Genomic DNA, 20766 nt, shown 5'->3' with positions numbered 1-20766 from the left:
GATCTCTCGTCGGGCCTCGGCGGCGGGCGCGTCAGCGGGTGCGGTTCATGGTCTGCAGGGCGGCCCGCAGCAGCGCGGCGACCTGCGGCCGGCCTCCCCCGGCCGACTGCTCGTCGGCCAGCGGCGCCACGGCGGAGACGGCCTCGTCCGCCTCGCGGGCGGCGTAGCCGAGGCCGAGCAGCGCGGAGTGGAGCTGATCCCGCCAGGGGGCGGGCGCCGCGGATCCGGCGGCGGGGGCCGGAGCCGCTCCGACGGGGGCTCCGAGCCGGTCCTTCAGCTCCAGCAGGAGCTTCTGCGCCCCCTTCTTGCCGATGCCGGGCACCGCCGTGAGGGCCTTCTCGTCCCCCGCGGCCACCGCGCGGCGCAGGGCGTCGGGACGGTGGACGGCCAGCATGGCCTGGGCCAGCCGGGGCCCCACGCCGCTGGCGGTCTGCAGGAGTTCGAACACCTGGCGTTCGTCGTCGTCCGCGAAGCCGTAGAGGGTGAGGCTGTCCTCCCGGACGACGAGTGAGGTGGCCAGCCGCGCCTCCTCGCCCGTGCGGAGCCCGGCCAGGGTGGCGGGCGTGCACTGGACGGCCATGCCGACGCCGCCGACCTCGATGACGGCGGTGTCCGGCGCGAGGGCGGCGACGGGTCCTTGGACGAACGCGATCATCGGCGGGGGCCTTTCAGGGAGTGCGGGGGCGGCGCTGAGCGTGGGGGCGCGGCGTGCAGGCGCCGGGCCTGCTGGAGGCGGCCCTGGGCGGGGGCGCGCCAGATGTGGCAGATGGCCAGGGCGAGGGCGTCGGCGGCGTCGGCGGGCCGGGGCGCCTCCGACAGCCGCAGCAGCCGCGTCACCATGGCACCGACCTGCGCCTTCTCGGCCCGACCGCTCCCGGTGACGGCCGCCTTGACCTCGCTGGGGGTGTGGAGGGCGACCGGCAGGCCGCGGCGGGCGGCGCACAGCATGGCGACGGCGCTGGCCTGGGCGGTGCCCATGACCGTGCGCACGTTGTGCTGGCTGAAGACCCGCTCGACGGCGACGGCCGTGGGCCGGTGCTCGTCGAGCCACCGCTCCAGCCCGCGCTCGATCTCCACCAGGCGCTGCGGCACCTCGGCCTCGGCGGGGGTGCGGACGACGCCCACCGCGACCATCGTCAACGGCCGGCCCGCCGTCCCCTCGACGACGCCCACGCCGCACCGTGTGAGCCCCGGGTCCACGCCGAGCACGCGCAACGCGCCACACCCCTCTCGCACTTCGGCCCCGGTGGATCCCCGGTGGATCTTCGGTCGGCTGTACGGCAGGTTATCCGCCGCCTCCGACAACGCGACGGGCCGCACCGGGGAGTGTCGTCATCCCCGGTGCGGCCCGTCGTACGGCAGGCTCGGTTCCCCGGCCGTCAGGCGTCGACCTTGGCCATGACGTCGTCGGGGACGTCGAAGTTGGCGAAGACGTTCTGCACGTCGTCGCTGTCCTCCAGGGCGTCGATCAGCTTGAAGATCTTCTTCGCACCCTCCTCGTCGAGCTCCACCTGCATGGTGGGGACGAAGTTGGCGTCGGCGGAGTCGTAGTCGATGCCGGCCTCCTGGAGGGCGGTGCGCACCGCCACCAGGTCCGTCGCCTCGCTGAGCACCTCGAAGGACTCGCCCAGGTCGTTGACCTCCTCGACGCCCGCGTCGAGCACGGCCCCGAGCACGTCGTCCTCGGTCAGCTCGCCCTTGGGCACGACGACGACGCCCTTGCGGTTGAAGAGGTAGGCGACCGAGCCCGGGTCCGCCATGGAGCCGCCGTTGCGGGTCATGGCGACGCGGACGTCGGACGCGGCCCGGTTGCGGTTGTCCGTCAGGCACTCGATCAGCACGGCCACGCCGTTGGGGCCGTAGCCCTCGTACATGATCGTCTCGTAGTCGGCGCCGCCCGCCTCAAGGCCGGCACCGCGCTTGACCGCGCTGTCGATGTTCTTGTTGGGGACCGACTGCTTCTTCGCCTTCTGGATGGCGTCGTAGAGCGTGGGGTTGCCGTCCGGGTCCGCCCCGCCCAGCCGCGCCGCCACCTCGATGTTCTTGATCAGCTTGGCGAAGAGCTTGCCGCGCTTGGCATCGATCACGGCCTTCTTGTGCTTGGTGGTTGCCCACTTACTGTGGCCGGACACAGCCTCGCTCCTTCAAAGTCACCAACAGGTTCCAACGCGCCGATCCTACCGCCAGCGCGTCAATGGGCCGCGCGCACCATCGCGGTGAACAGCCCGTGTACCCGGTGGTCGCCGGTCAGTTCGGGGTGGAACGACGTGGCCAGCAGGTTGCCCTGGCGCACCGCCACCGGGTGGCCGTCGATCCGCGCGAGCGTCTCCACGTCCGCGCCGGTGGACTCCACCCAGGGCGCCCGGATGAACACGCCCTGCACCGGACCACCCGCGACCCCGGTGACGTCGAGAGCCGCCTCGAAGGACTCGTTCTGCCGCCCGAAGGCGTTGCGACGCACGATCATGTCGATCCCGCCGATCGTCTCCTGGCCGGAGCGCGGGTCGAGGATCTTGTCGGCCAGCATGATCATGCCGGCGCAGGAGCCGTAGGCCGGCAGGCCCTCCCGGACCCGCTCGCGCAGCGGCTCCAGCAGGCCGAAGACGTGGGCGAGCTTGTACATGGTGGTGGACTCGCCACCCGGTATGACGAGGCCGTGCACCGCGGCCAGCTCCTCCGCACGGCGGACGGGGCGCGCCGTGGCACCGGCGCCGTCGAGGGCGGCCAGGTGCTCGCGGACGTCGCCCTGGAGGGCGAGGACGCCGATGTGGGGATTGCTCACGGGATACCTCTCTGACGAGCGGCGGGCGGCCGGGGCCGTTGGCCCGGGCCGCCCGGTCACGCTGCGGTGGTCACGACACGGGGGCCGGGACGGGTGTCACCAGCCGCGGCTGGCGTAGCGCTCCGCCTCGGGCAGGGTGTCGCAGTTGATGCCGACCATGGCCTCGCCCAGGTTGCGGGAGGCGTCGGCGACGATCTTCGGGTCGTCGAAGAAGGTGGTGGCCTTGACGATGGCGGCGGCACGCTTGGCCGGGTCACCGGACTTGAAGATGCCGGAGCCGACGAAGACGCCCTCGGCGCCGAGCTGACGCATCAGCGCCGCGTCGGCCGGGGTGGCCACACCGCCGGCGGAGAAGAGCACGACGGGCAGCTTGCCCAGCTCGGCGACCTCGGCGACCAGCTCGTAGGGGGCGCGCAGCTCCTTGGCCGCGGCGTAGAGCTCATGGTTGTCCAGGCCCTTCAGCCGGGCGATCTCGCCCTTGATCTGGCGCATGTGGCGCACGGCCTCGACGACGTTGCCGGTGCCGGCCTCGCCCTTGGAACGGATCATCGCCGCACCCTCGGCGATACGGCGCAGGGCCTCGCCCAGGTTGGTGGCACCGCAGACGAAGGGGGTGGTGAAGGCGAACTTGTCGCTGTGGTTGACCTCGTCGGCCGGGGTGAGCACCTCGGACTCGTCGATGTAGTCCACGCCGAGGGCCTGGAGGACCTGGGCCTCCACGAAGTGGCCGATGCGGGACTTGGCCATCACCGGGATGGAGACGGCGTCGATGATGCCCTCGATCATGTCCGGGTCGGACATGCGGGCCACGCCGCCGTCCTTGCGGATGTCGGCCGGGACGCGCTCCAGCGCCATGACGGCGACCGCGCCCGCGTCCTCGGCGATCTTCGCCTGCTCGGGCGTGACCACGTCCATGATCACGCCGCCCTTGAGCTGCTCGGCCATACCGCGCTTGACGCGCGCGGTGCCGGTCTCGGGGCCGGTGGATGTGCTGGGAGACGTGCTGGACACGGTTGACCTCACTCGACGTTCAAAGACGACAGAAACGGCAGCGGATGACGAGGGCCGTATACCGGGCTATGGCGGCATACAGTCCGACGGACCCATCGTAGGCCCGCCGCCCTGCTCACCCGGATCGGCCACGAAGTCCACTTCGTGACCGATCATGCTCCACGGTTGATAAAACCCTGCCGCCAGGTGACCGGCAAAGGTCCAATCCGGCGCGAGTGGCCCGGTCCGCGGTCAGTGGCCCGGTCCGCGCCCGGTGACGCGGTCATCGCCGTTCGCCCGGTCCACCAGGGCCTTGGGGGGTTCGTCGTCCATCTCGAAGGCGAGCGGGAACGGCGCGTGCCCCGCGAGGCGGAGCCAGCGGACCTTACGGTGCCGCCGCAGCGCCCGCGCGGCCCGGACGGCGTCGTTGTGGAAGCGGCGCGCCATGGGCACCCGGCGGACCGCCTCGGCCAGCTCCGCGGCCGACTCCTCTCCCCCGGGCACCCCGCGCACGGCCGCCACCTGCTCCGTGTCGCCGAGCACGGCGCGCAGCGCCTGGCTCAGTTCGCTCTCGGCCACCTCCCGCTGCTCCTCAGGGGCCGAGCGGGCGTCGTGGGCGCTCTGGTAGAGGAGCATCGAGGCGGCGGGGTCGAACACCCCGGCCGTGGCGATCTCCTGGGCGATGGAGGCGCGGCGCAGCAGCTGCGCGTCCAGCGCTGCCCGGGCCGCGTCGATGCGGGCGTGGAGGCGGTCCAGTCGGCCGGCGGTCCAGCTCAGGTAGACGCCGACGAGCACCAGCGCGACGGTGGTCCAGATGATCCAGGCGAGGAGGGTCACGGGGGCTCACCCTATCCGCGGAGCCGGAACGTGCGGGGGCGTTCCTCCGCCGCCACGGCGCCCGCCCCCTCGGTGACCGTCTCGTAGACGGCCAGGATGTCCGCGCCCACCGTCGTCCAGTCGAAGCGGCGCACGTGCCGGCCTGCCCGCTCGGTGAGCTCACGGCGGCGCCGCCCGTCCGCGAGGAGGGTGACCGCGCCCCGGGCGAGGGCGTCGGCGTCCTCGTTCGCGAAGACCTCGCCCGCCCGGCCGCCGTCGAGCACCTGCACGAAGGCGTCCAGGTCGCTGGCCAGCACCGGGGCACCCGCGGACATCGCCTCGACCAGGATGATGCCGAAGCTCTCCCCGCCGGTGTTGGGGGCGACGTAGACATCGACGCTGCGCAGGAGCCGCGCCTTGTCCTCGTCGCTGACCATGCCGAGGAACTCCACCCGGTCCCGCAGACCGGGCGGCAGCCCGGCGACGGCCTCCTTCTCGTCCCCCCGGCCCGCGACCAGCAGCCGGGCCCCGGGGCGGGCCGCCAGGATGGCGGGCAGAGCGCGCATCAGCACGGGCAGCCCCTTGCGGGGCTCGTCGATGCGGCCGATGAAGCCGATCGTCTCGCCCTGCCACTCCGCCTTCGGCTCGGCGTCGGCGAAGAACCCGACGTCGACGCCGTTGGGAATGACGACGGCGTCCCCTCCCAGGTGCTCCACCAGCGTGCGGCGGGCGTACTCGCTGACCGCGATGCGCGCGCTGATCTTCTCCAGCGCGGGCTGGAGGATCGGGTAGGCCGCGATCATCGCCCGCGAGCGCGGGTTGGAGGTGTGGAAGGTGCCGACGATCGGTCCCCGCGCCGCCCAGCAGGCCAGCAGGGCCAGGGAGGGCGCGGCCGGTTCGTGGATGTGCAGCACCTCGAAGTCGCCGTCGGACAGCCAGCGGCGCACGCGCGCGGCCGACAGCAGCCCGAAGTTGAGCCGCGCCACCGAGCCGTTGTAGGGGACGGGTACGGCCCGGCCGGCGGAGACGACGTACGGCGGCAGCGGGGTGTCGTCGTCGGCCGGAGCGAGCACCGACACCTCGTGGCCGAGCCGGATCAGATGCTCGGCCAGGTCCCTGATGTGGAACTGCACGCCCCCGGGGACGTCCCAGGAGTAGGGGCAGACGATGCCGATCCTCACCGGTGCTCCGTTCCCGGGCGCCCGGGGGCGGACGCGGGCAGGTCGGCGAGCCACAGCCGCTGGAGCATGTGCCAGTCCTCGGGGTGGGCGGCGATGGCCTCGGCGAAGGCGTCGGCCAGGTGCTGCGTCATGACGGCGGTCCGTTCCCTCCTGGTGCCCTCCTTCGGCACCTCGACCGCGGGGTGCACCCGGCACTGCAGGACGGGCGAGTCGTCGAACCAGAGGCTGACGGGCAGCAGCACGGCGCCGGTCTGCTGGGCGAGCAGGGCGGGACCGGCGGGCATGCGGGCCGTCTCGCCGAAGAACTCGACCTCGACGCCGGAGGCGGACAGGTCGCGGTCGGCGACAAGGGCGACGACGCCCCCGGACCGCAGCCGCCGGGCCAGCACCCCGAACGGGGTGCCGCCGTCGTGCGGGAGCACCTCCATGCCCAGCGACTCGCGGTAAGCGACGAAGCGGTCGTAGAGCGACTCCGGCTTCAGCCGCTCGGCCACGGTGGCCAGCGGTGCCTTCAGACGGGTGGTGACCCAGGCGCCGGCCAGGTCCCAGTTGGCCAGGTGGGGCAGGGCCAGGACGACGCCCTGGCCGCGCTCCAGCGGATCGGTGAGCCGGTGGAGGTCCTTGACCTGTATCCCGTTCGCGATCCGCTCCTCACTCCAGGCGGGGAGCCGGAAGCTCTCCATCCAGTAGCGCAGGTACGAGCGCATACCCGCGCGGGAGAGCTCGGCGAGCCGCTCCGGGGAGGCGTCCGGCACCACCCGGGCCAGGTTGGCCTCCAGCTGCAGCACCCCCCGGCCGCGGCGCTTCCAGGCCGTGTCCGCGATGCGCTGCCCGAGCCGGACGGCCGCGCCCTCCGGGAGCCGCTTGACGGCGGCCCAGCCGAGCCCGTACAGCCCGTCGGTGAGCCGTTCCCTCATGCCGGGTTCCCCCTTGACTGGTCCGTGCCGTTCGCCGCCGGGTGGGCGGGCCCGCCCGCGCCGTCCGCCCCGTCGGCCCCCTCGGTGCCGGCGGCATCGGCGGCATCCGCCTCCGCGGCCTCCCGGCGGACGGTCACCATGCGCTGCACGAGCGTGATCAGGCTGCCCACGGCGACGATCCACAGCGCGAGCGGCAGCAGGACGTCGATGTGCGGGACGCCGAACGCCGACAGGCCGGCGAGACCGGTCAGGACGAGGGTGATCACCAGCCGCTCGGCGCGCTCGACCAGCCCGTTGACGTTCACCGGCAGGCCGATGCTCTCGCCGCGGGCCTTGGTGTAGGAGACGACCTGCCCGCTCGCGAGGCAGAAGAGCGCCACCGCGCACAGCAGCAGGTCGTCGCCGTCGCCCGCGTACCACAGCGCGAGGCCGCCGAACACGGCCGCGTCGGCGACCCGGTCCAGTGTGGAGTCCAGGAACGCGCCCCAGCGGCTGCTGCGGCCCAGCTGCCGCGCCATGTTGCCGTCGACGAGGTCGGAGAAGACGAACAGCGTGATGGTGACGACGCCCCAGAAGAACTCTCCCATCGGGAAGAACACCAGGGCACCGGCCACCACACCCGCCGTGCCGACGAGGGTGACCGCGTCAGGACTCACCCCCCACCGCAGCAGCAGCGCGGCGAACGGGGTCAGGACACGCGTGAAGAACGCACGCGCGTACTTGTTCAGCATGGTCGTCCCGGAGGTCGGTGCGGGCCCGGCGGCCTCCTGCCACCGGCCGACCCATCGTAGTCACGCCGGACGCCCACGGGACGCCCGGATCACCCCCGGTACCGACCGGTAGCGCCCGGGGCGGGAGTACGCCGTATGGACGCGGGGTGATCCCGGTGCAAAGCTCGAACTGCACCGCGGACAGCACGCTGCCGACCTTCGAGCTGAAGAGGCGGGATGTCATGGGCGACAAGGCGCGTACACCCTCGGGAGCCCCCGGCGGGGCGAGGGCGGCCGACCACCCCAGCGCACTGCGCAACGTGGTGCTGGTCGGCCCCAGCGGATCCGGGAAGACAACGCTGGTCGAGGCGCTGGCCCTGGCCTCGGGAGCCGTACAGCGGGCCGGGCGGGTGGAGGACGGGGCGGCCCTGTCGGACTACGACGCGATCGAGCACCGCCAGCACCGCTCGGTGCAGTTGTCGCTCGTGCCCCTGGAGTGGGACGGCATCCGGATCAACGTCCTCGACACCCCCGGGTACGCCGACTTCGTCGGGGAGCTGCGGGCCGGGCTGCGGGCGGCGGACGCCGCCCTCTTCGTCGTCTCGGCGGCGGACGGCGTGGACGCGGGCACCCGGCTGATCTGGCAGGAGTGCGCGGACGTCGGCATGCCCCGGGCCATCGTCATCACCCATCTGGAGGCATCGCGCGCGGACTTCTCGGAGATGACGCGACGCTGCCAGGATGCCTTCGGCGGAGACGACCCGGACGCCGTCCTCCCGCTCTACCTGCCACTGCACGGGCCGCCCGGAGCGGACGGCCACGCCCCGGTGAGAGGCCTGTACGGCCTGCTGTCCCGCCGGGTCTTCGACTACTCGGGCCCGGAGCGCGCCGACCGGGAGCCGGACGACGGCGAGGGCCCGGTGATCGAGGAGGCGAGGAACCGCCTGATCGAGGGCATCATCGCCGAGAGCGAGGACGAGACCCTCATGGACCGCTACCTCGGCGGCGAGAACGTCGACGTCAAGACGCTCGTCTCGGATCTGGAGAAGGCCGTCGCCCGCGGTGCCTTCCACCCGGTCCTGGCCGCGGCTCCCGCCGCGCCCGGCGCCCGCCACGGGCTCGGCACCCTGGAGCTGCTGGAACTGGTCACCGGGGGCTTCCCCACGCCCGAGGAGCATCCGCTCCCCGCGGTCACCAGCCCGGACGGGGCCCCTCGCCCGGCGCTGCGCTGCGACCCCGCCGGGCCGCTGGCGGCGGAGGTCGTCAAGACCACCTCCGACCCGTACGTCGGCCGGATCTCGATGGTGCGGGTCTTCTCGGGCACCCTGCGGCCCGACAGCGTCGTGCACGTCTCCGGGCACGGGCTGGCCGACCGCGGCCACGAGGACCACGACGTCGACGAACGCGTGGGCGCCCTCACCTCCCCCTTCGGGGCGCAGCAGCGCACCCTGGCCCACGCCGTCGCCGGGGACGTGGCCTGCGTGGCCAAGCTGACCCGGGCCGAGACCGGAGACACGCTCTCCGGCAAGGACGACCCCCTGCTGATGACGCCCTGGCGGATGCCGGACCCGTTGCTGCCCGTGGCCATCCGCGCCCACAGCAAGGCCGACGAGGACAAGCTCTCCCAGGGGCTGGCCCGGCTCGTCGCCGAGGACCCGACGATGCGTCTGGAGCAGTCTCCCGACACCCACCAGGTCGTGCTGTGGTGCCTGGGCGAGGCCCACCGGGACGTGGCGCTGGAGCGGCTGCGCTCGCGCTACGGGGTGCGGGTGGACACCGAACCGCACCGCATCGCCCTGCGGGAGACGTTCGCCGCGCCGTCCTCGGGGCGTGGGCGGCACGTCAAGCAGTCCGGCGGGCACGGGCAGTTCGCCATCTGCGAGATCAGCGTCGAGCCACTGCCGGTGGGCACCGGCATCGAGTTCGCCGACAAGGTGGTGGGCGGCGCCGTGCCGCGGCAGTTCATCCCCTCGGTGGAGAAGGGCGTGCGGGCGCAGGCCGCGAAGGGGGTGACGACGGGCCACCCGCTGGTGGACGTGCGGATCACGCTCCTGGACGGCAAGGCCCACTCGGTGGACTCCTCCGACGCCGCGTTCCAGACCGCCGGCGCCCTCGCCCTGCGCGAGGCCGCGGCCGCTGCCTCGATCCATCTTCTGGAGCCCTACGCGGAGCTGACGATCCAGGTGCCGGACGACTACGTGGGAGCGGTGCTGAGCGACCTCGCGGGGCGCCGCGGACGGGTCCTCGGCACCGAGCAGAGCGCCGGCTCCACCACCCTGGTGCGGGCGGAGGCCCCCGAACTGGAGATCAGCCGCTACGCCGTGGACCTGCGCTCCCTCTCCCACGGCAGCGGCCGGTTCTCCCGCGCCTACGTCCGGCATGAGGCCATGCCCGGACAGATCGCGGACAGGATCCGCGAAGCGGAGGAGAACGGGGGCTGAGCACCGATACCCTGACACTCCGACAGACGTTTCGCAGCCCGGTCCGGCGGGGATCGGGTCGGTGGCCCGGCGCGGACAGGAGTGGGGGCACGTGTGGCAGGGTTCGACGACCGCAAGCACGGCGTGGAGGTGGACTTCAGTCCGGGTGCGCAGATCCCGCTGAGCGGCGGCTCAGGGCAGACGACGACCACCTACGCCCTGGCCTCGGCCGCCTACCGGGACGGCCCGGTGACCGACCTCGTCAAGGCCAACGAGGCCACGAAGGTCAAGGAGCCGAAACTCTCCCTGTTCGAGCCCAATCTCGGCGAGGCCTTCTCCCGTGCGGTGCGGGTGCGGATGCTGGGCGGGGGCCGCGCCGCGCTCATCCAGTCCTTCGGCACCGACGCCATGACCGTCGTCGACCACTGCCTGGCGGCGGGCCGTATCCGCAAGGCGCGCGACGCCAAGCTGACACTGGTGATGGCCGTCTGCGGGCTGCTGTTCCTGCCCGGTGTGCTGCTGTGGCTCGCCGGCTTCCAGCTGCGCCGCACCATGGCCGGGGCGCAGAACCGCCGCGCCGGCGCCCTGGGGGTGGCCGCGCTGCTGGCCTTCGCCGCGCTCGTCCTGGTGGTGGGGGTCGCGCTGCCGGTCGGGGGCCTCCTCGGCGTCTACCTGCTCGCCATGCTCGCCGCTCCGGTGATCGGCTGGCTGTGGGCGAAGCGGATCTGTGAGACGTACGCCAAGGACCTGCGCGGCTTCTGGTCCTCCCTGCTGGGGGGCGGCGGCGTCGGTGCGCGCATCCCGGAGGCCGTCCCGCAGAACCCGCACGACCGGGAGGCGGAGAAACTGCGGCAGGCGCTGACCAAGGTCGCGGCCGAGCAGAACAGCAACGTCGTCTTCTACGCGGGCCCCAAGGGCATACTCGGCATGGGTACCCGCTGGGGCAGCTGGCACCTCGCCGAGGACCTCAAACCCGCAGCGGGCATGGACGACATCAACCCGTTCCGCAGTTGGGACGTCGTGCGGGCCATCGAGGCCAAGCTGCGGCTGTTGGAGCGGACCCCGCTGCACACCGGCGGCTTCCCCAAGCCCTCGATACGGCACTGGATCGTCTCCCCCGTGGGCGAGGGCGCCTCGGCGGTCTCCCGGCCGGACGGGCAGGAGGTGGAGTCCTTCCAGGTGAAGGACTTCGAGATCCAGCGGATCTGCAACGAGCAGCAGTTCGGCAGCGGCAGCCGGCACTACCTGGGGGTGCAGTTCGTCCTGTGGGACGGCCAGCTCATCCTCACGATGATGATCACCGTGACGGTGCTGCACCACACCCTGCGCATCGAGGTCACCGGTCACGCCCTCGGCCCGGTGCACCCGCTGTTCACGACCAAGCCCTCGCCGAAGTCGAAGGAGGTCGCCCGGCCCGTCAAGTTCTGGGAGACGAAGTCGGTGCCGCTGCCGCTGGTGGAGACCAAGGAGGTCGTCCGGCTGGCGGCCCGGGCGCCGCTGACGTGGTTCCCGCCGGTCCTGGACTTCCTCGGCGGCAAGCTCACCCTGCCCGAGCCCTTCGGGCTGCGCCACACGTGGGCCAACCAGCCCTGGCGGCACCGCTTCATGGCCGACGACGCCCTGCGCGCGGCCACCCCGGTGCTGCGGGTCGTGCACTCCGCGGCGATCAAGGTGCTGGAGGAGAACGGCGTGGACACCGAGAAGTTCGGCGCCCGCTCGGCCTTCCTCAGCGGGCAGGTGCAGGCCCCGGCGCCCGGCAACGCCGACCAGTACACCGTCTGAGCCCGCCGGAGGGCTCAGTGAGCGTGGCCCGCCTCAGCCCGCGGGCCACGCCTCGGCCAGCATGCGCCGGGTGTCGGCCAGCAACTGCGGCAGGACGCGGGTGTGGCCCACGACGGGCATGAAGTTCGTGTCCCCGCCCCAGCGCGGCACCACGTGCTGGTGCAGGTGGGCGGCGATGCCCGCGCCGGCCACCGTGCCCTGGTTGAGCCCGATGTTGAAGCCGTGCGCGCCCGACGCCTTGCGCAGGGCCGTCATGGCCCGCTTGGTGAACTCGGCCAGCTCGGCCGTCTCTGCCGCCGTCAGCTCGGTGTAGTCCGCGACGTGCCGGTAGGGCACGGACATGCAGTGACCACCCGTGTACGGATAGAGGTTGAGCACGGCGTAGACGTGCTCACCGCGGGCCAGGACCAGTCCGTCCTCGTCGCTCTTCTCCGGAATCACGCAGAACGGGCACCCGTCGGAGGGCTCCGGGCCCGAGGGCTTGTTCTCGCCCTGGATGTACGCCATCCGGTGCGGCGTCCACAAGCGCTGGAAGGCGTCCGGCGCCCCCACCCCGATCTGCTGTTCCGGCTCGCTGCTCATGCGTGCCAGCATATGGCGTACCCGCCGCCCGGCGTGTCGCCGGGCCCCGGGCGCTGCCTCCGGCCCCGGAGCCGTCCGGTCCGCGACGGCCGTGGGGCCCCGTCGCAGGTTACGGGGCCCCACGGCCGTCGTACGCTCGGCGCTCTCGCCGCCGGCGCGCGCGGTCAGACCTGCACGCGCTCGGCGACGACGCGGGCGATCTCCGCGAGGGCCTCCTCGCGCGGGATGCCGTTCTTCTGCGAGCCGTCGCGGTAGCGGAAGCTGACGGCTCCGTTCGCGATGTCCTCGTCACCGGCGATGACCATGAAGGGGATCTTGGCCTTCTGGGCGTTGCGGATCTTCTTCTGCATCCGGTCGGCCGAGGAGTCCACGTCCATGCGCAGGCCGCGCTGCTTCGCCTCGGCGGCGAACTCCTCCAGGTAGGGCACGTGGTCGTCGCCGATCGGGATGCCGACGGCCTGGACGGGCGCCAGCCACGCCGGGAAGGCACCGGCGTAGTGCTCCAGCAGGACGGCGAAGAACCGCTCGATGGAGCCGAAGAGGGCGCGGTGGATCATCACCGGACGTTGCCGGGAGCCGTCGGCGGCGGTGTACTCCAGCTCGAACCGCTCCGGCAGGTTGAAGTCGACCTGGATCGTGGACATCTGCCAGGTCCGGCCGATGGCGTCCTTGGCCTGGACGGAGATCTTCGGGCCGTAGAAGGCGGCGCCGCCCGGGTCCAGAACGAGCTCCAACCCCTGCTTCTCCGCCGCTTCGCGCAGCGTCCGGGTGGCCTCCTCCCAGTTCTCGTCGGAGCCGATGTACTTCTCCGGGTCCTTGGTGGACAGCTCCAGGTAGAAGTCCTCCAGGCCGTAGTCGCGCAGGAGGTTGAGCACGAAGGTCAGCAGCGAGTCGAGCTCGTCCGCCATCTGCTCCTTGGTGCAGTAGATGTGCGCGTCGTCCTGGGTGAAGCCGCGGGCTCGGGTCAGGCCGTGCACGACCCCGGACTTCTCGTACCGGTACACCGTCCCGAACTCGAACAGCCGCAGGGGCAGTTCGCGGTAGGACCGCCCCCGGGCGTCGAAGATCAGGTTGTGCATGGGGCAGTTCATCGGCTTGAGGTAGTAGTCGTGCACCTCGTCGAGCTTCATGGGCGGGTACATGCCGTCGGCGTACCAGTCCAGGTGACCGGACTTCTCGAAGAGCTGCCCCTTGGTGGCGTGCGGGGTGTAGACGAACTCGTAGCCCGACTCCTCGTGCCGGCGCCGCGAGTAGTCCTCCATGACGCGCCGGATGACGCCGCCGCGCGGGTGGAAGACGGCAAGACCGGAGCCGATGTCCTCCGGGACGGAGAACAGGTCGAGCTCGGCGCCGAGCTTGCGGTGGTCGCGCTTCTCGGCCTCGGCCAGGAACTCCAGGTGCTCCTTCAGCTCGGCCTTGGAGGGCCAGGCGGTGCCGTAGATGCGCTGGAGCTGCTTGTTCTTCTCGCTGCCCCGCCAGTACGCGGCGGCGGACCGCATCAGCTTGAAGGCCGGGATGGTGCGGGTGGTGGGCAGGTGCGGCCCGCGGCAGAGGTCCTTCCAGCACAGTTCGCCGGTCTTGGGGTCGAGGTTGTCGTAGATGGTCAGCTCGCCGGCGCCGACCTCGGCGGACGCGCCCTCGGCCGCCTCCGCGGCCGAGCCCTTGAGCCCGATCAGCTCCAGCTTGTACGGCTCGCCGGCGAGCTCCTCGCGAGCGTCCTCGTCGCTGGTGACGCGGCGCGAGAAGCGCTGACCGCGCTTGATGATCTCCTGCATCTTCTTCTCGATGCGCTTGAGATCGTCGGGGTGGAAGGGCTGGTCGACGTCGAAGTCGTAGTAGAAGCCGTCCCGGATGGGCGGGCCGATGCCGAGCTTGGCCTCGGGGAAGAGCTCCTGCACCGCCTGCGCCATGACGTGGGCGGTGGAGTGCCGCAGGATGTCCAGACCGTCGGGGCTGGAGATCTCGACGGGTTCGACGGTCTCACCGTCGGCCGGCTCGTAGGCCAGGTCCCGCAGCTGTCCACCGACACGGGCGGCGACGACGGTGCGCTCGCCCTCGAAGAGCGCGGCGGCCGTCGTACCCGTGGTCACCACGCGCTCTTCCCACTCGGAATCGCGTTGGATGTTCACACGGACATCGGACACCGGAACTCTCCCTTGACTGTGAGGGCCCGCCGGGCGGGCGCCTGGACGGACCCGAATCGTACCGAGCCCGCGGGGTGCGGCGCGAAACGGATTCCGGCGAGGTCCGCTGGGCGGCACGGGGTGCCGGAAAACACGAAAGCCGGTCCGCCGCTGTGCCGGACCGGCTGGTGTGGAAGTGGGCGATACTGGGTTCGAACCAGTGACCTCTTCGGTGTGAACGAAGCGCTCTCCCACTGAGCTAATCGCCCCCTGTGCCCTGCGGCACGGAGAGAACCATACAGGCGGCTCCGGACTTCCACCAAACCGGAATACGCCGCCCGGGCGGCCGTGAGACGCAGACACCACGGGCCCGGAAACCAGTGGTTCCGGGCCCGGGCAACGCGGTGGGCGATACTGGGTTCGAACCAGTGACCTCTTCGGTGTGAACGAAGCGCTCTCCCACTGAGCTAATCGCCCGCGGTGCGGCGCCAACACTACCCCATCCCGGCGGGCCCGATGACCATGGTCGGCGGAGGGCGGCGGGAGCGCGGACACGCAGTGTGACCAGCGCACGGCTCCCGCGCCGAGGGGTGCGTTCACCGGGTTGGACGAACCCGCACAGGAGCCGATCCGCTAGGCGAACGACTTGAAGCGGAACAAATCGGTCAGAGGGGTTTACAACCGGCTGGTAGGTGGCATGTCGATTTCGCCGACGTGCGAACCCCCGAGCGCACACTGAGCGAAAGGCCCTGGCGCTTATGAACACCACGGTCAGCTGCGAGCTGCACCTGCGCCTCGTTGTATCGAGCGAGTCCTCCCTGCCTGTACCCGCGGGCCTGCGGTATGACACGGCCGACCCCTACGCCGTGCATGCGACCTTCCACACCGGTGCCGAGGAGACCGTCGAGTGGGTTTTCGCCCGCGATCTCCTGGCCGAGGGCCTCCACCGCCCGACCGGTACCGGCGACGTCCGCGTGTGGCCCTCCCGAAGCCACGGGCAGGGCGTCGTGTGCATCGCCCTCAGTTCCCCGGAGGGCGAGGCTCTGCTGGAGGCCCCCGCACGGGCCCTGGAGTCGTTCCTGAAGCGGACCGACTCCGCCGTGCCCCCCGGCACCGAACACCGTCACTTCGACCTCGACACCGAGCTCTCGCAGATCCTCGCGGAGAGCTGAGCCCTTCGAACTCCGTGCCGTCCGACTCGGGGCGACGGCTCGGACCCCTCACCCACGCGGTACGCCGATGCCGCCGCCACGGTCACGTGGGGGCGGCATCGGCGTGTCGGGAACCAGCTAGAGTCTCCGGGCGATGACGCAGCGGCATCGCCCGTCGCGTCCGACGGACGATGACGGACGATGGAAGCAGACCTGAACACCGGCCTGGGGAGCGACCGACCGTGCTGATCAACCACGACACCCGGCACGCTCTCGACGTGGTGGTCGACCTGCTCAACACCGCGCCCGACACCGGCCAGGCCGACACCCTGCGTGACGTCGACGAGCTGCGCGCCTACGTACGACGCAACCACTTCAGCGGGGTCGACGAGCTGGACGACAAGGACGTGGCGGCCATCCGCCACGTGCGGGAGCAGCTGGGTCTGATCTTCGAGGCCCCCGACGTGCGCACCGCGTCCGAGCTGATCAACGCCCTGGTCGCGCAGGCGGGCACCACACCGCAGCTCACCGATCACGACGGGCACGACTGGCACGTCCACTACTTCGCGCCGGGCGCCTCCGTGGCCGACCACCTGGCGGCCGACGGCGGCATGGCGCTGGGCTTCCTGCTCGTCGCGGGCGAGCGGGAACGGCTGCGGCGCTGCGCCGCGCCCGACTGCCGCCGGGCGTTCATCGACCTCTCCCGCAACCGTTCCCGCCGCTACTGCGACAGCCGCACCTGCGGCAACCGGTTGCACGTCGCCGCCTACCGGGCACGACAGCGCGAGTCCGCGGGCGGCTGAGCGGCAGGCCCCGGTGCGTTCGGGGCACGAGGCTCAGAGCACGAACAGGTCGTGCACCGCGGTGATCAGCAGCAGCGCGCCGATGACCGCGAGGAACAGCATCAGCGGCGGCTGCGAGAGTGCGAAGAGGCAGCCACGCGGCTCGGGCGCGGGTCTGCCGGACGCGGCGCGCTGCTCGGGGGACTCGGGTGGAGCGGTGTGGGCGGTGCCCGGGGGGAAGTACGGCATCTCGCGGCGATCATGGCGCAACCACAGGCCGTGCGCGGGTCAACACGCCCGGCGAGTGGGGCAGTTCGTCAGATCCCGTGCTTCTTGAGGATGGCCTCGATGTCCGAGAAGTCCTCACCGCCGTCCGGCTTGGACCGCGCGCTCTCGCGGCGCCCGGAGACCGCGGGCGGGGTGCGCCCGGCGTCCTGCCCAGGCGCGCCGCCGCGCTCGGGGACCTCGACGGTGTGCCGGCGCGCGGTACGCGCCCCGGCGAGCCGGGCCACGACGTACAGCACCACGGACAGCGCCAGCACCCCGAAGCCGACCCACACCTCCGGGTCCATGACGAGGTCCGCGGCCCAGGAGCCGACGGAGCGGGCGATGTCGCCGAACATGCCCAGCAGGCCGGACAGCGCCAGACCGATCGGCAGCAGCGAGAGGGCCGCGAGCCGGGTGGCGGCGACGAAGCGGCGGCGCCAGGCGGTCAGGAAGGACACGGCCAGGCCGGCGGCGGAAAGTGCGGCACACACGGTCAGCGTCAGCATGTATCCATCCTGCACCCCGAGGGAACGGCGAGGCCATGCCCGGCTGAGAGACTGGGCGCATGACTGACACTCCGGCGGCCGCCGCCGTCCTCGACGTCTGGTTCGATCTGCAGTGCCCCGACTGCCACACCGCGCTGGGAGACGTCGACCGGCTCCGGGAGCGTTACGGGGCGGAGCTGGAGATCCGGTTCCGGCACTTCCCCCTGGCGAAGAACAAGCACGCGTACGCGGCGGCACAGGCCGCCGAGGAGGCCTTCGAACAGGGGCGGGGCGAGGAGTACCTCCGGGCGCTGCTGGCCCGCACGGCCGAGCTGCGCGAGCGCGGCGAGCCGGTGCTGCTGGAGGTGGCCGCTGCCGTGGGCGTCGACGGCGAGGAGATCGAGACGGCGCTCATCGACGGACGCCACCTGCTCGCGGTCGACGCCGACCAGGCCGAGGGCAAGGCACTGGGCGTCACGGGGACGCCGACGTACGTGATCGGCGGCGAGCGGCTGGACGGCGGCCGGAGCCAGGAGGGCCTGCGCGAGCGCGTGGAGGCCATCACGGACCGGCTGCTGGGCGCGCCCCGGGGCGGCTGAGACGGCCGCGGAACCGGACGCGCGTCGCCCCCGCCCGGGACGTTCGGCCCGGGGTCTCGCAGACGCAGCCGCGGGGGCCCACGGGCCTAACGCAGCTCCTTGCCGAAGTGGAGCCGGGTGGGCCGGAAGCCGCAGGAGGCGTACAGGCCGCGGGCGACCGTGTTGGCCGTGCGGACGTTGAGCGTGAGCAGCGGCGCCCCGGCGGCCAGGCACGCGTCCTCGGCGAGGTGGAGCAGGGTGCGGCCGTGGCCGCGGCCCCGGTGCTCGGGCGCCACCCTGACCGTGTACAGATAGCCGCCCCTCGTGCCGGGCCTGTTCAGCCCGAGCCACAGCCAGCCGACGTCCTCACCGTCGTGGGCCAGGACCCGCAGCACGGCCCCCGCGGTGGCCGGTCCCTCGGGCAGCAGGGCGGTGTAGTCGCGCTCGGCCCTCTCGGCCGCCTCCGCCGCCGAGAGCCCCTCCTCCTGCCAGGTTCGGGCGTGGTCCGAGCGCTCGACGGGCCGCCAACGGAGGAAGTCGGCGTCCGACATGGGACGGGCGGCGCTGCCCGGGGGCGGCGGCGGGGACGCTTCGGGCTCCTTGGCCAGATAGCGGTGGCCCTCGCGGTAGCCGAGCGCCACCGCGAGGCGGCGGGCGGCCTCGGCCGCGGCCGGGATCTCGCAGTGGACACGGCGGCAGCCCCAGCCGCGCAGGATCTCCTCGGCGGCCAGGGCGGCCACGGTGGCCCGGCCGCGGCGCCGTTCGGCGGGCTCGACCGTGAGGTCCCGCAGGTGCCCGAGGGCCCGTGGCACAGCCTCCGCGGCCAGCCGGAGACGGCCGACGGGCCGCCCGTTGACACAGACGGCGTAGGTGCGCGAGCGGCCGCCGTCGGCCGACCGCTCCTCGGCCCCGGTGGGGCGCAGCGTGGTCGTCATCGACGTCTTCTACCCGCTGGCGGCGCCGGCCGCACCCCTCAGGGGTCGAGATCGGCGCCGGAGCGCTCCTCGAAGGTGCGCATGGCCTCGGCCGTGACGGGCCCGGGGGCGCCGGGCAGCTCGCGGCCGTCGACGCGGCGGACGGCCTGCACGTCGCGCAGCGAGGAGGTCAGGAAGACCTCCTCGGCCCGGTCCAGGGCGTCGAACGGGAGGTCGGTCTCCTTGGCGCCGCTCCACTCCACGACGAGGGCCCGGGTGATCCCGGCCAGGCAGCCGGAGCTCACCGGCGGGGTGAACAACTCGCCGTCGAGGACGACGAACACGTTGGAGCCGGTGCCCTCGCACAGGGCTCCGGCGCTGTTGGCGAACAGGGCCTCGGAGGCCGCGGCCCGGTGGGCGTGGGCCAGGGCGACGACGTTCTCGGCGTAGGAGGTGGTCTTGAGCCCGGTGAGGGCGCCGCGCTCGTTGCGGACCCAGGGCACCGTGACGGCGGCCGTGGTGTCCGGGCGGCGCCGGACCTCCCCGATGGCGACGACGAGGGTGGGGCCCGCCTGGCCGCGGTCGGAGCCGAGCGGAGAGAAGCCGCCGGTGTAGGTGATCCGGAGCCGGCCGAGCTCCATGGGGTTGGCCTCGAGCACGGCGGCGCAGGCGCGGCGCACCTCGTCGTGGTCGGGGTCGGGCAGGCCCAGCCCCCTCGCGGACCGGGTCAGCCTCTCCAGGTGCCGGGTGAGGGCGAAGGGACGGCCCCGCACGGTCTTGACCGTCTCGAAGACGCCGTCCCCGACGGTCAGCCCGTGGTCGAAGACCGACACCCGTGCGCTGTCCGCGTCCCGCAGCCTGCCGTCCAGCCAGATCAGCGTCACGGCCTACCTCCCACCTCGACGTGCTCGTGTACCCCAGACGCTACCGCCAGCAGCCGGTCCGCCTTGAGCTCCGTCTCCGCCCACTCGCCCTCCGGGTCCGATCCCCAGGTGATCCCCGCCCCGGTGCCGAAGCGCAGCACGGGGCCGCCGGGCGCGTCGCGGTCGATCCAGAAGGTGCGGATGCCCACGGCCAGCTCGCCGGTGCCCCGGTCCGCGTCGACCCAGCCGAGGCCGCCGCAGTAGGGGCCGCGCGGTGCCGGTTCCAGCGCGCGGATGACGCGCAGGGCGCTGGACTTGGGCGCGCCGGTGACGGACCCGGGCGGGAAGGTGTGGGCGAGCAGCCCGGCCCAGCCCGCTTCGTCTGCCAGTTCGCCACGGACCGTGGAGACCAGGTGGACGAGCCCGGGGTGCTCCTCCACGGCGCAGAGCGCGGGGACGGTGACGCTTCCGGGGGCGCACACGCGGCCCAGGTCGTTGCGGACGAGGTCGACGATCATGACGTTCTCGGCGTAGTCCTTCTCCAGAAGGCCGTCCGGCGTGCGGGCGGTGCCCTTGATGGGGCCGGAGTGCACGATGCGGCCGGCGCGGCGCAGATAGAGCTCAGGGGAGGCGGTGGCCACCTCCACGCCGTGGGACGGCAGCCGCACGACGCCCGCGTGGGGCGCGGGGTTGCCGAGGGCCAGCCGGGCGCCGAGCGCGTCGATGTCGGCGGCACCGGCTTCGGGCAGCGGGGCGCTGAGCACGCGGCACAGGTTGGCCTGGTAGACGTCGCCGGCGGCTATGTGCTCGCGGATGCGGCGCACGGCGGCGACGTAGGCGGCCCGGTCGAGGGAGGACGTCCAGCTCTCGCGGTGCGGGCCGCGCCACGAGAGCGCCGGGGGCGCGCCGGGGTCGGGGCGCACGTCGCCGAAGCGGGCGCACAGCAGCCGCCCTTCGAAGTCGGCGACGACGGCCCACCAGCCCCGGGAGTCCAGTGCCTCGGGGTCGTCGGTGACATCCCGCAGGTCGGAGGCGACGAGGCCGCCGAAGCGGGCGAGTGGAGCTGAATCGAGCACGTCTTCGAGTCTAGGACGGGCACGGTGAGTGAACGGAATTTGAGCTGGCCCGGGAATCCGCTAGAGTTCAACACGTCGCCGGGCCGCAACAACGGTCCCGGAGGCGCTGCGGACGTAGCTCAGTTGGTAGAGCGCAACCTTGCCAAGGTTGAGGTCGCGAGTTCGAGCCTCGTCGTCCGCTCGACAGTGGGGGCTGTATTTTGGCCCCCACGGCTCCTGGTGGAGTGGCCGAGAGGCGAGGCAACGGCCTGCAAAGCCGTCTACACGGGTTCAAATCCCGTCTCCACCTCCAAGGACGATTAGCTCAGCGGGAGAGCGCTTCCCTGACACGGAAGAGGTCACTGGTT

The 20766-nt window shown here is 72.6% G+C and carries 21 protein-coding genes and 5 tRNA genes (1 of these 26 cut by a window edge); 8 read left to right on the top strand and 18 right to left on the bottom strand.

The window, feature by feature from the left end:
* Positions 1–31: 31 nt before the first annotated feature.
* From ruvA to pgsA, 9 genes are all read right to left on the bottom strand, one after another.
* Entirely contained in the window at positions 32–655 is a 624-nt protein-coding gene (gene ruvA / locus HPT28_RS06700) for a Holliday junction branch migration protein RuvA (protein WP_219090007.1), read from the bottom strand.
* Positions 652–1215, bottom strand: a complete 564-nt coding sequence (ruvC, locus tag HPT28_RS06695) for a crossover junction endodeoxyribonuclease RuvC (protein ID WP_219090006.1) — start codon at positions 1213–1215, stop codon at positions 652–654. The genes ruvA and ruvC overlap by 4 nt, the downstream gene beginning before the upstream one ends.
* A 164-nt stretch (positions 1216–1379) precedes the next feature.
* Positions 1380–2132, bottom strand: a complete 753-nt coding sequence (locus HPT28_RS06690; protein ID WP_219090005.1) for a YebC/PmpR family DNA-binding transcriptional regulator — start codon at positions 2130–2132, stop codon at positions 1380–1382.
* A gap of 59 nt (positions 2133–2191) precedes the next feature.
* Entirely contained in the window at positions 2192–2782 is a 591-nt protein-coding gene (gene pdxT, locus HPT28_RS06685; RefSeq protein ID WP_219090004.1) for a pyridoxal 5'-phosphate synthase glutaminase subunit PdxT, read from the bottom strand.
* 96 nt (positions 2783–2878) lie between these two features.
* Complete coding sequence (gene pdxS / locus HPT28_RS06680; RefSeq protein WP_308119112.1) at positions 2879–3793, bottom strand: pyridoxal 5'-phosphate synthase lyase subunit PdxS; 915 nt, start codon at positions 3791–3793, stop codon at positions 2879–2881.
* Positions 3794–4024: 231 nt separating this feature from the next.
* Complete coding sequence (locus HPT28_RS06675; protein ID WP_219090002.1) at positions 4025–4609, bottom strand: hypothetical protein; 585 nt, start codon at positions 4607–4609, stop codon at positions 4025–4027.
* An 11-nt stretch (positions 4610–4620) separates the two neighbouring features.
* Positions 4621–5769, bottom strand: a complete 1149-nt coding sequence (locus HPT28_RS06670) for a glycosyltransferase family 4 protein (protein ID WP_219090001.1) — start codon at positions 5767–5769, stop codon at positions 4621–4623.
* Positions 5766–6686 carry a phosphatidylinositol mannoside acyltransferase gene (locus HPT28_RS06665; RefSeq protein ID WP_219090000.1) on the bottom strand — a complete coding sequence of 307 codons (921 nt, stop codon included), beginning with the start codon at positions 6684–6686 and terminating at the stop codon, positions 5766–5768. The genes HPT28_RS06670 and HPT28_RS06665 overlap by 4 nt, the downstream gene beginning before the upstream one ends.
* Positions 6683–7417 carry a phosphatidylinositol phosphate synthase gene (pgsA, locus tag HPT28_RS06660; protein ID WP_219089999.1) on the bottom strand — a complete coding sequence of 245 codons (735 nt, stop codon included), beginning with the start codon at positions 7415–7417 and terminating at the stop codon, positions 6683–6685. The genes HPT28_RS06665 and pgsA overlap by 4 nt, the downstream gene beginning before the upstream one ends.
* A 221-nt stretch (positions 7418–7638) precedes the next feature.
* Between pgsA and HPT28_RS06655 the strand changes: the two genes are divergently transcribed.
* Complete coding sequence (locus HPT28_RS06655) at positions 7639–9837, top strand: elongation factor G-like protein EF-G2 (protein WP_219090077.1); 2199 nt, start codon at positions 7639–7641, stop codon at positions 9835–9837.
* A gap of 93 nt (positions 9838–9930) precedes the next feature.
* Complete coding sequence (locus tag HPT28_RS06650) at positions 9931–11598, top strand: hypothetical protein (RefSeq protein WP_219089998.1); 1668 nt, start codon at positions 9931–9933, stop codon at positions 11596–11598.
* Between the two features lie 33 nt (positions 11599–11631).
* Here HPT28_RS06650 and HPT28_RS06645 read toward each other — a convergent pair whose 3' ends face one another.
* The 4 genes from HPT28_RS06645 to HPT28_RS06630 form a co-directional block, all read right to left on the bottom strand.
* Positions 11632–12192 carry an HIT domain-containing protein gene (locus HPT28_RS06645; RefSeq protein ID WP_219089997.1) on the bottom strand — a complete coding sequence of 187 codons (561 nt, stop codon included), beginning with the start codon at positions 12190–12192 and terminating at the stop codon, positions 11632–11634.
* A 152-nt stretch (positions 12193–12344) separates the two neighbouring features.
* Positions 12345–14324, bottom strand: coding sequence for a threonine--tRNA ligase (gene thrS / locus HPT28_RS06640; protein ID WP_219089996.1), 1980 nt, complete (start codon positions 14322–14324; stop codon positions 12345–12347).
* A gap of 176 nt (positions 14325–14500) precedes the next feature.
* Positions 14501–14572, bottom strand: a tRNA-Val gene (locus HPT28_RS06635).
* Positions 14573–14708: 136 nt separating this feature from the next.
* Positions 14709–14780, bottom strand: a tRNA-Val gene (locus HPT28_RS06630).
* A gap of 281 nt (positions 14781–15061) precedes the next feature.
* Between HPT28_RS06630 and HPT28_RS06625 the strand changes: the two genes are divergently transcribed.
* Together HPT28_RS06625 and HPT28_RS06620 are read left to right on the top strand one after the other, a co-directional pair.
* Positions 15062–15475, top strand: coding sequence for an SsgA family sporulation/cell division regulator (locus HPT28_RS06625; RefSeq protein WP_219089995.1), 414 nt, complete (start codon positions 15062–15064; stop codon positions 15473–15475).
* A 221-nt stretch (positions 15476–15696) separates the two neighbouring features.
* Complete coding sequence (locus HPT28_RS06620) at positions 15697–16257, top strand: CGNR zinc finger domain-containing protein (RefSeq protein ID WP_219089994.1); 561 nt, start codon at positions 15697–15699, stop codon at positions 16255–16257.
* Between the two features lie 33 nt (positions 16258–16290).
* Here HPT28_RS06620 and HPT28_RS06615 read toward each other — a convergent pair whose 3' ends face one another.
* Both HPT28_RS06615 and HPT28_RS06610 read right to left on the bottom strand, forming a co-directional pair.
* A complete protein-coding gene (locus HPT28_RS06615; protein WP_219090086.1) occupies positions 16291–16485 on the bottom strand; it encodes a hypothetical protein in 195 nt (64 codons plus the stop codon).
* A gap of 68 nt (positions 16486–16553) precedes the next feature.
* Positions 16554–17009, bottom strand: coding sequence for a hypothetical protein (locus tag HPT28_RS06610; protein ID WP_219089993.1), 456 nt, complete (start codon positions 17007–17009; stop codon positions 16554–16556).
* Positions 17010–17068: 59 nt separating this feature from the next.
* On the opposite strand from HPT28_RS06610, the gene HPT28_RS06605 reads away from it, so the two are divergent.
* Positions 17069–17587, top strand: a complete 519-nt coding sequence (locus HPT28_RS06605) for a DsbA family protein (RefSeq protein ID WP_219089992.1) — start codon at positions 17069–17071, stop codon at positions 17585–17587.
* Positions 17588–17673: 86 nt separating this feature from the next.
* Here the strand turns inward: HPT28_RS06605 and HPT28_RS06600 are convergent, their stop codons facing one another.
* From HPT28_RS06600 to HPT28_RS06590, 3 genes are read right to left on the bottom strand one after another with little or no spacing between them, the layout of a single operon-like run.
* Complete coding sequence (locus HPT28_RS06600) at positions 17674–18501, bottom strand: GNAT family N-acetyltransferase (RefSeq protein WP_219089991.1); 828 nt, start codon at positions 18499–18501, stop codon at positions 17674–17676.
* A gap of 38 nt (positions 18502–18539) precedes the next feature.
* Positions 18540–19358 (bottom strand): aminotransferase class IV, encoded by an 819-nt coding sequence (locus tag HPT28_RS06595; RefSeq protein ID WP_219090076.1) that lies wholly within the window; start codon positions 19356–19358, stop codon positions 18540–18542.
* A 2-nt stretch (positions 19359–19360) separates the two neighbouring features.
* Entirely contained in the window at positions 19361–20419 is a 1059-nt protein-coding gene (locus HPT28_RS06590) for a chorismate-binding protein (RefSeq protein ID WP_219089990.1), read from the bottom strand.
* Between the two features lie 108 nt (positions 20420–20527).
* Here HPT28_RS06590 and HPT28_RS06585 point away from each other — a divergent pair.
* From HPT28_RS06585 to HPT28_RS06575, 3 genes are all read left to right on the top strand, one after another.
* Positions 20528–20600 (top strand) — tRNA-Gly (locus tag HPT28_RS06585).
* Positions 20601–20637: 37 nt separating this feature from the next.
* Positions 20638–20711 (top strand) — tRNA-Cys (locus HPT28_RS06580).
* A 1-nt stretch (position 20712) separates the two neighbouring features.
* Positions 20713–20766 (top strand) — tRNA-OTHER (locus tag HPT28_RS06575) (it continues 58 nt past the right edge of the window).

Origin of the sequence: Streptomyces sp. JJ38, assembly GCF_019303475.1 — a bacterium.
GTDB lineage: Bacteria > Actinomycetota > Actinomycetes > Streptomycetales > Streptomycetaceae > Streptomyces.
This window is presented reverse-complemented; position numbering and strand designations above follow the sequence as displayed.

Bases quoted from the DNA above. Each gene is read 5' to 3' on its own strand.
- ruvA (WP_219090007.1), bottom strand. From the start codon at position 655: ATGATCGCGTTCGTCCAAGGACCCGTCGCCGCCCTCGCGCCGGACACC.
- HPT28_RS06665 (WP_219090000.1), bottom strand. From the start codon at position 6,686: ATGAGGGAACGGCTCACCGACGGGCTGTACGGGCTCGGCTGGGCCGCC.
- pgsA (WP_219089999.1), bottom strand. From the start codon at position 7,417: ATGCTGAACAAGTACGCGCGTGCGTTCTTCACGCGTGTCCTGACCCCG.
- HPT28_RS06655 (WP_219090077.1), top strand. From the start codon at position 7,639: ATGGGCGACAAGGCGCGTACACCCTCGGGAGCCCCCGGCGGGGCGAGG.
- HPT28_RS06645 (WP_219089997.1), bottom strand. From the start codon at position 12,192: ATGCTGGCACGCATGAGCAGCGAGCCGGAACAGCAGATCGGGGTGGGG.
- HPT28_RS06625 (WP_219089995.1), top strand. From the start codon at position 15,062: ATGAACACCACGGTCAGCTGCGAGCTGCACCTGCGCCTCGTTGTATCG.
- HPT28_RS06615 (WP_219090086.1), bottom strand. From the start codon at position 16,485: ATGCCGTACTTCCCCCCGGGCACCGCCCACACCGCTCCACCCGAGTCC.
- HPT28_RS06610 (WP_219089993.1), bottom strand. From the start codon at position 17,009: ATGCTGACGCTGACCGTGTGTGCCGCACTTTCCGCCGCCGGCCTGGCC.
- HPT28_RS06605 (WP_219089992.1), top strand. From the start codon at position 17,069: ATGACTGACACTCCGGCGGCCGCCGCCGTCCTCGACGTCTGGTTCGAT.
- HPT28_RS06600 (WP_219089991.1), bottom strand. From the start codon at position 18,501: ATGACGACCACGCTGCGCCCCACCGGGGCCGAGGAGCGGTCGGCCGAC.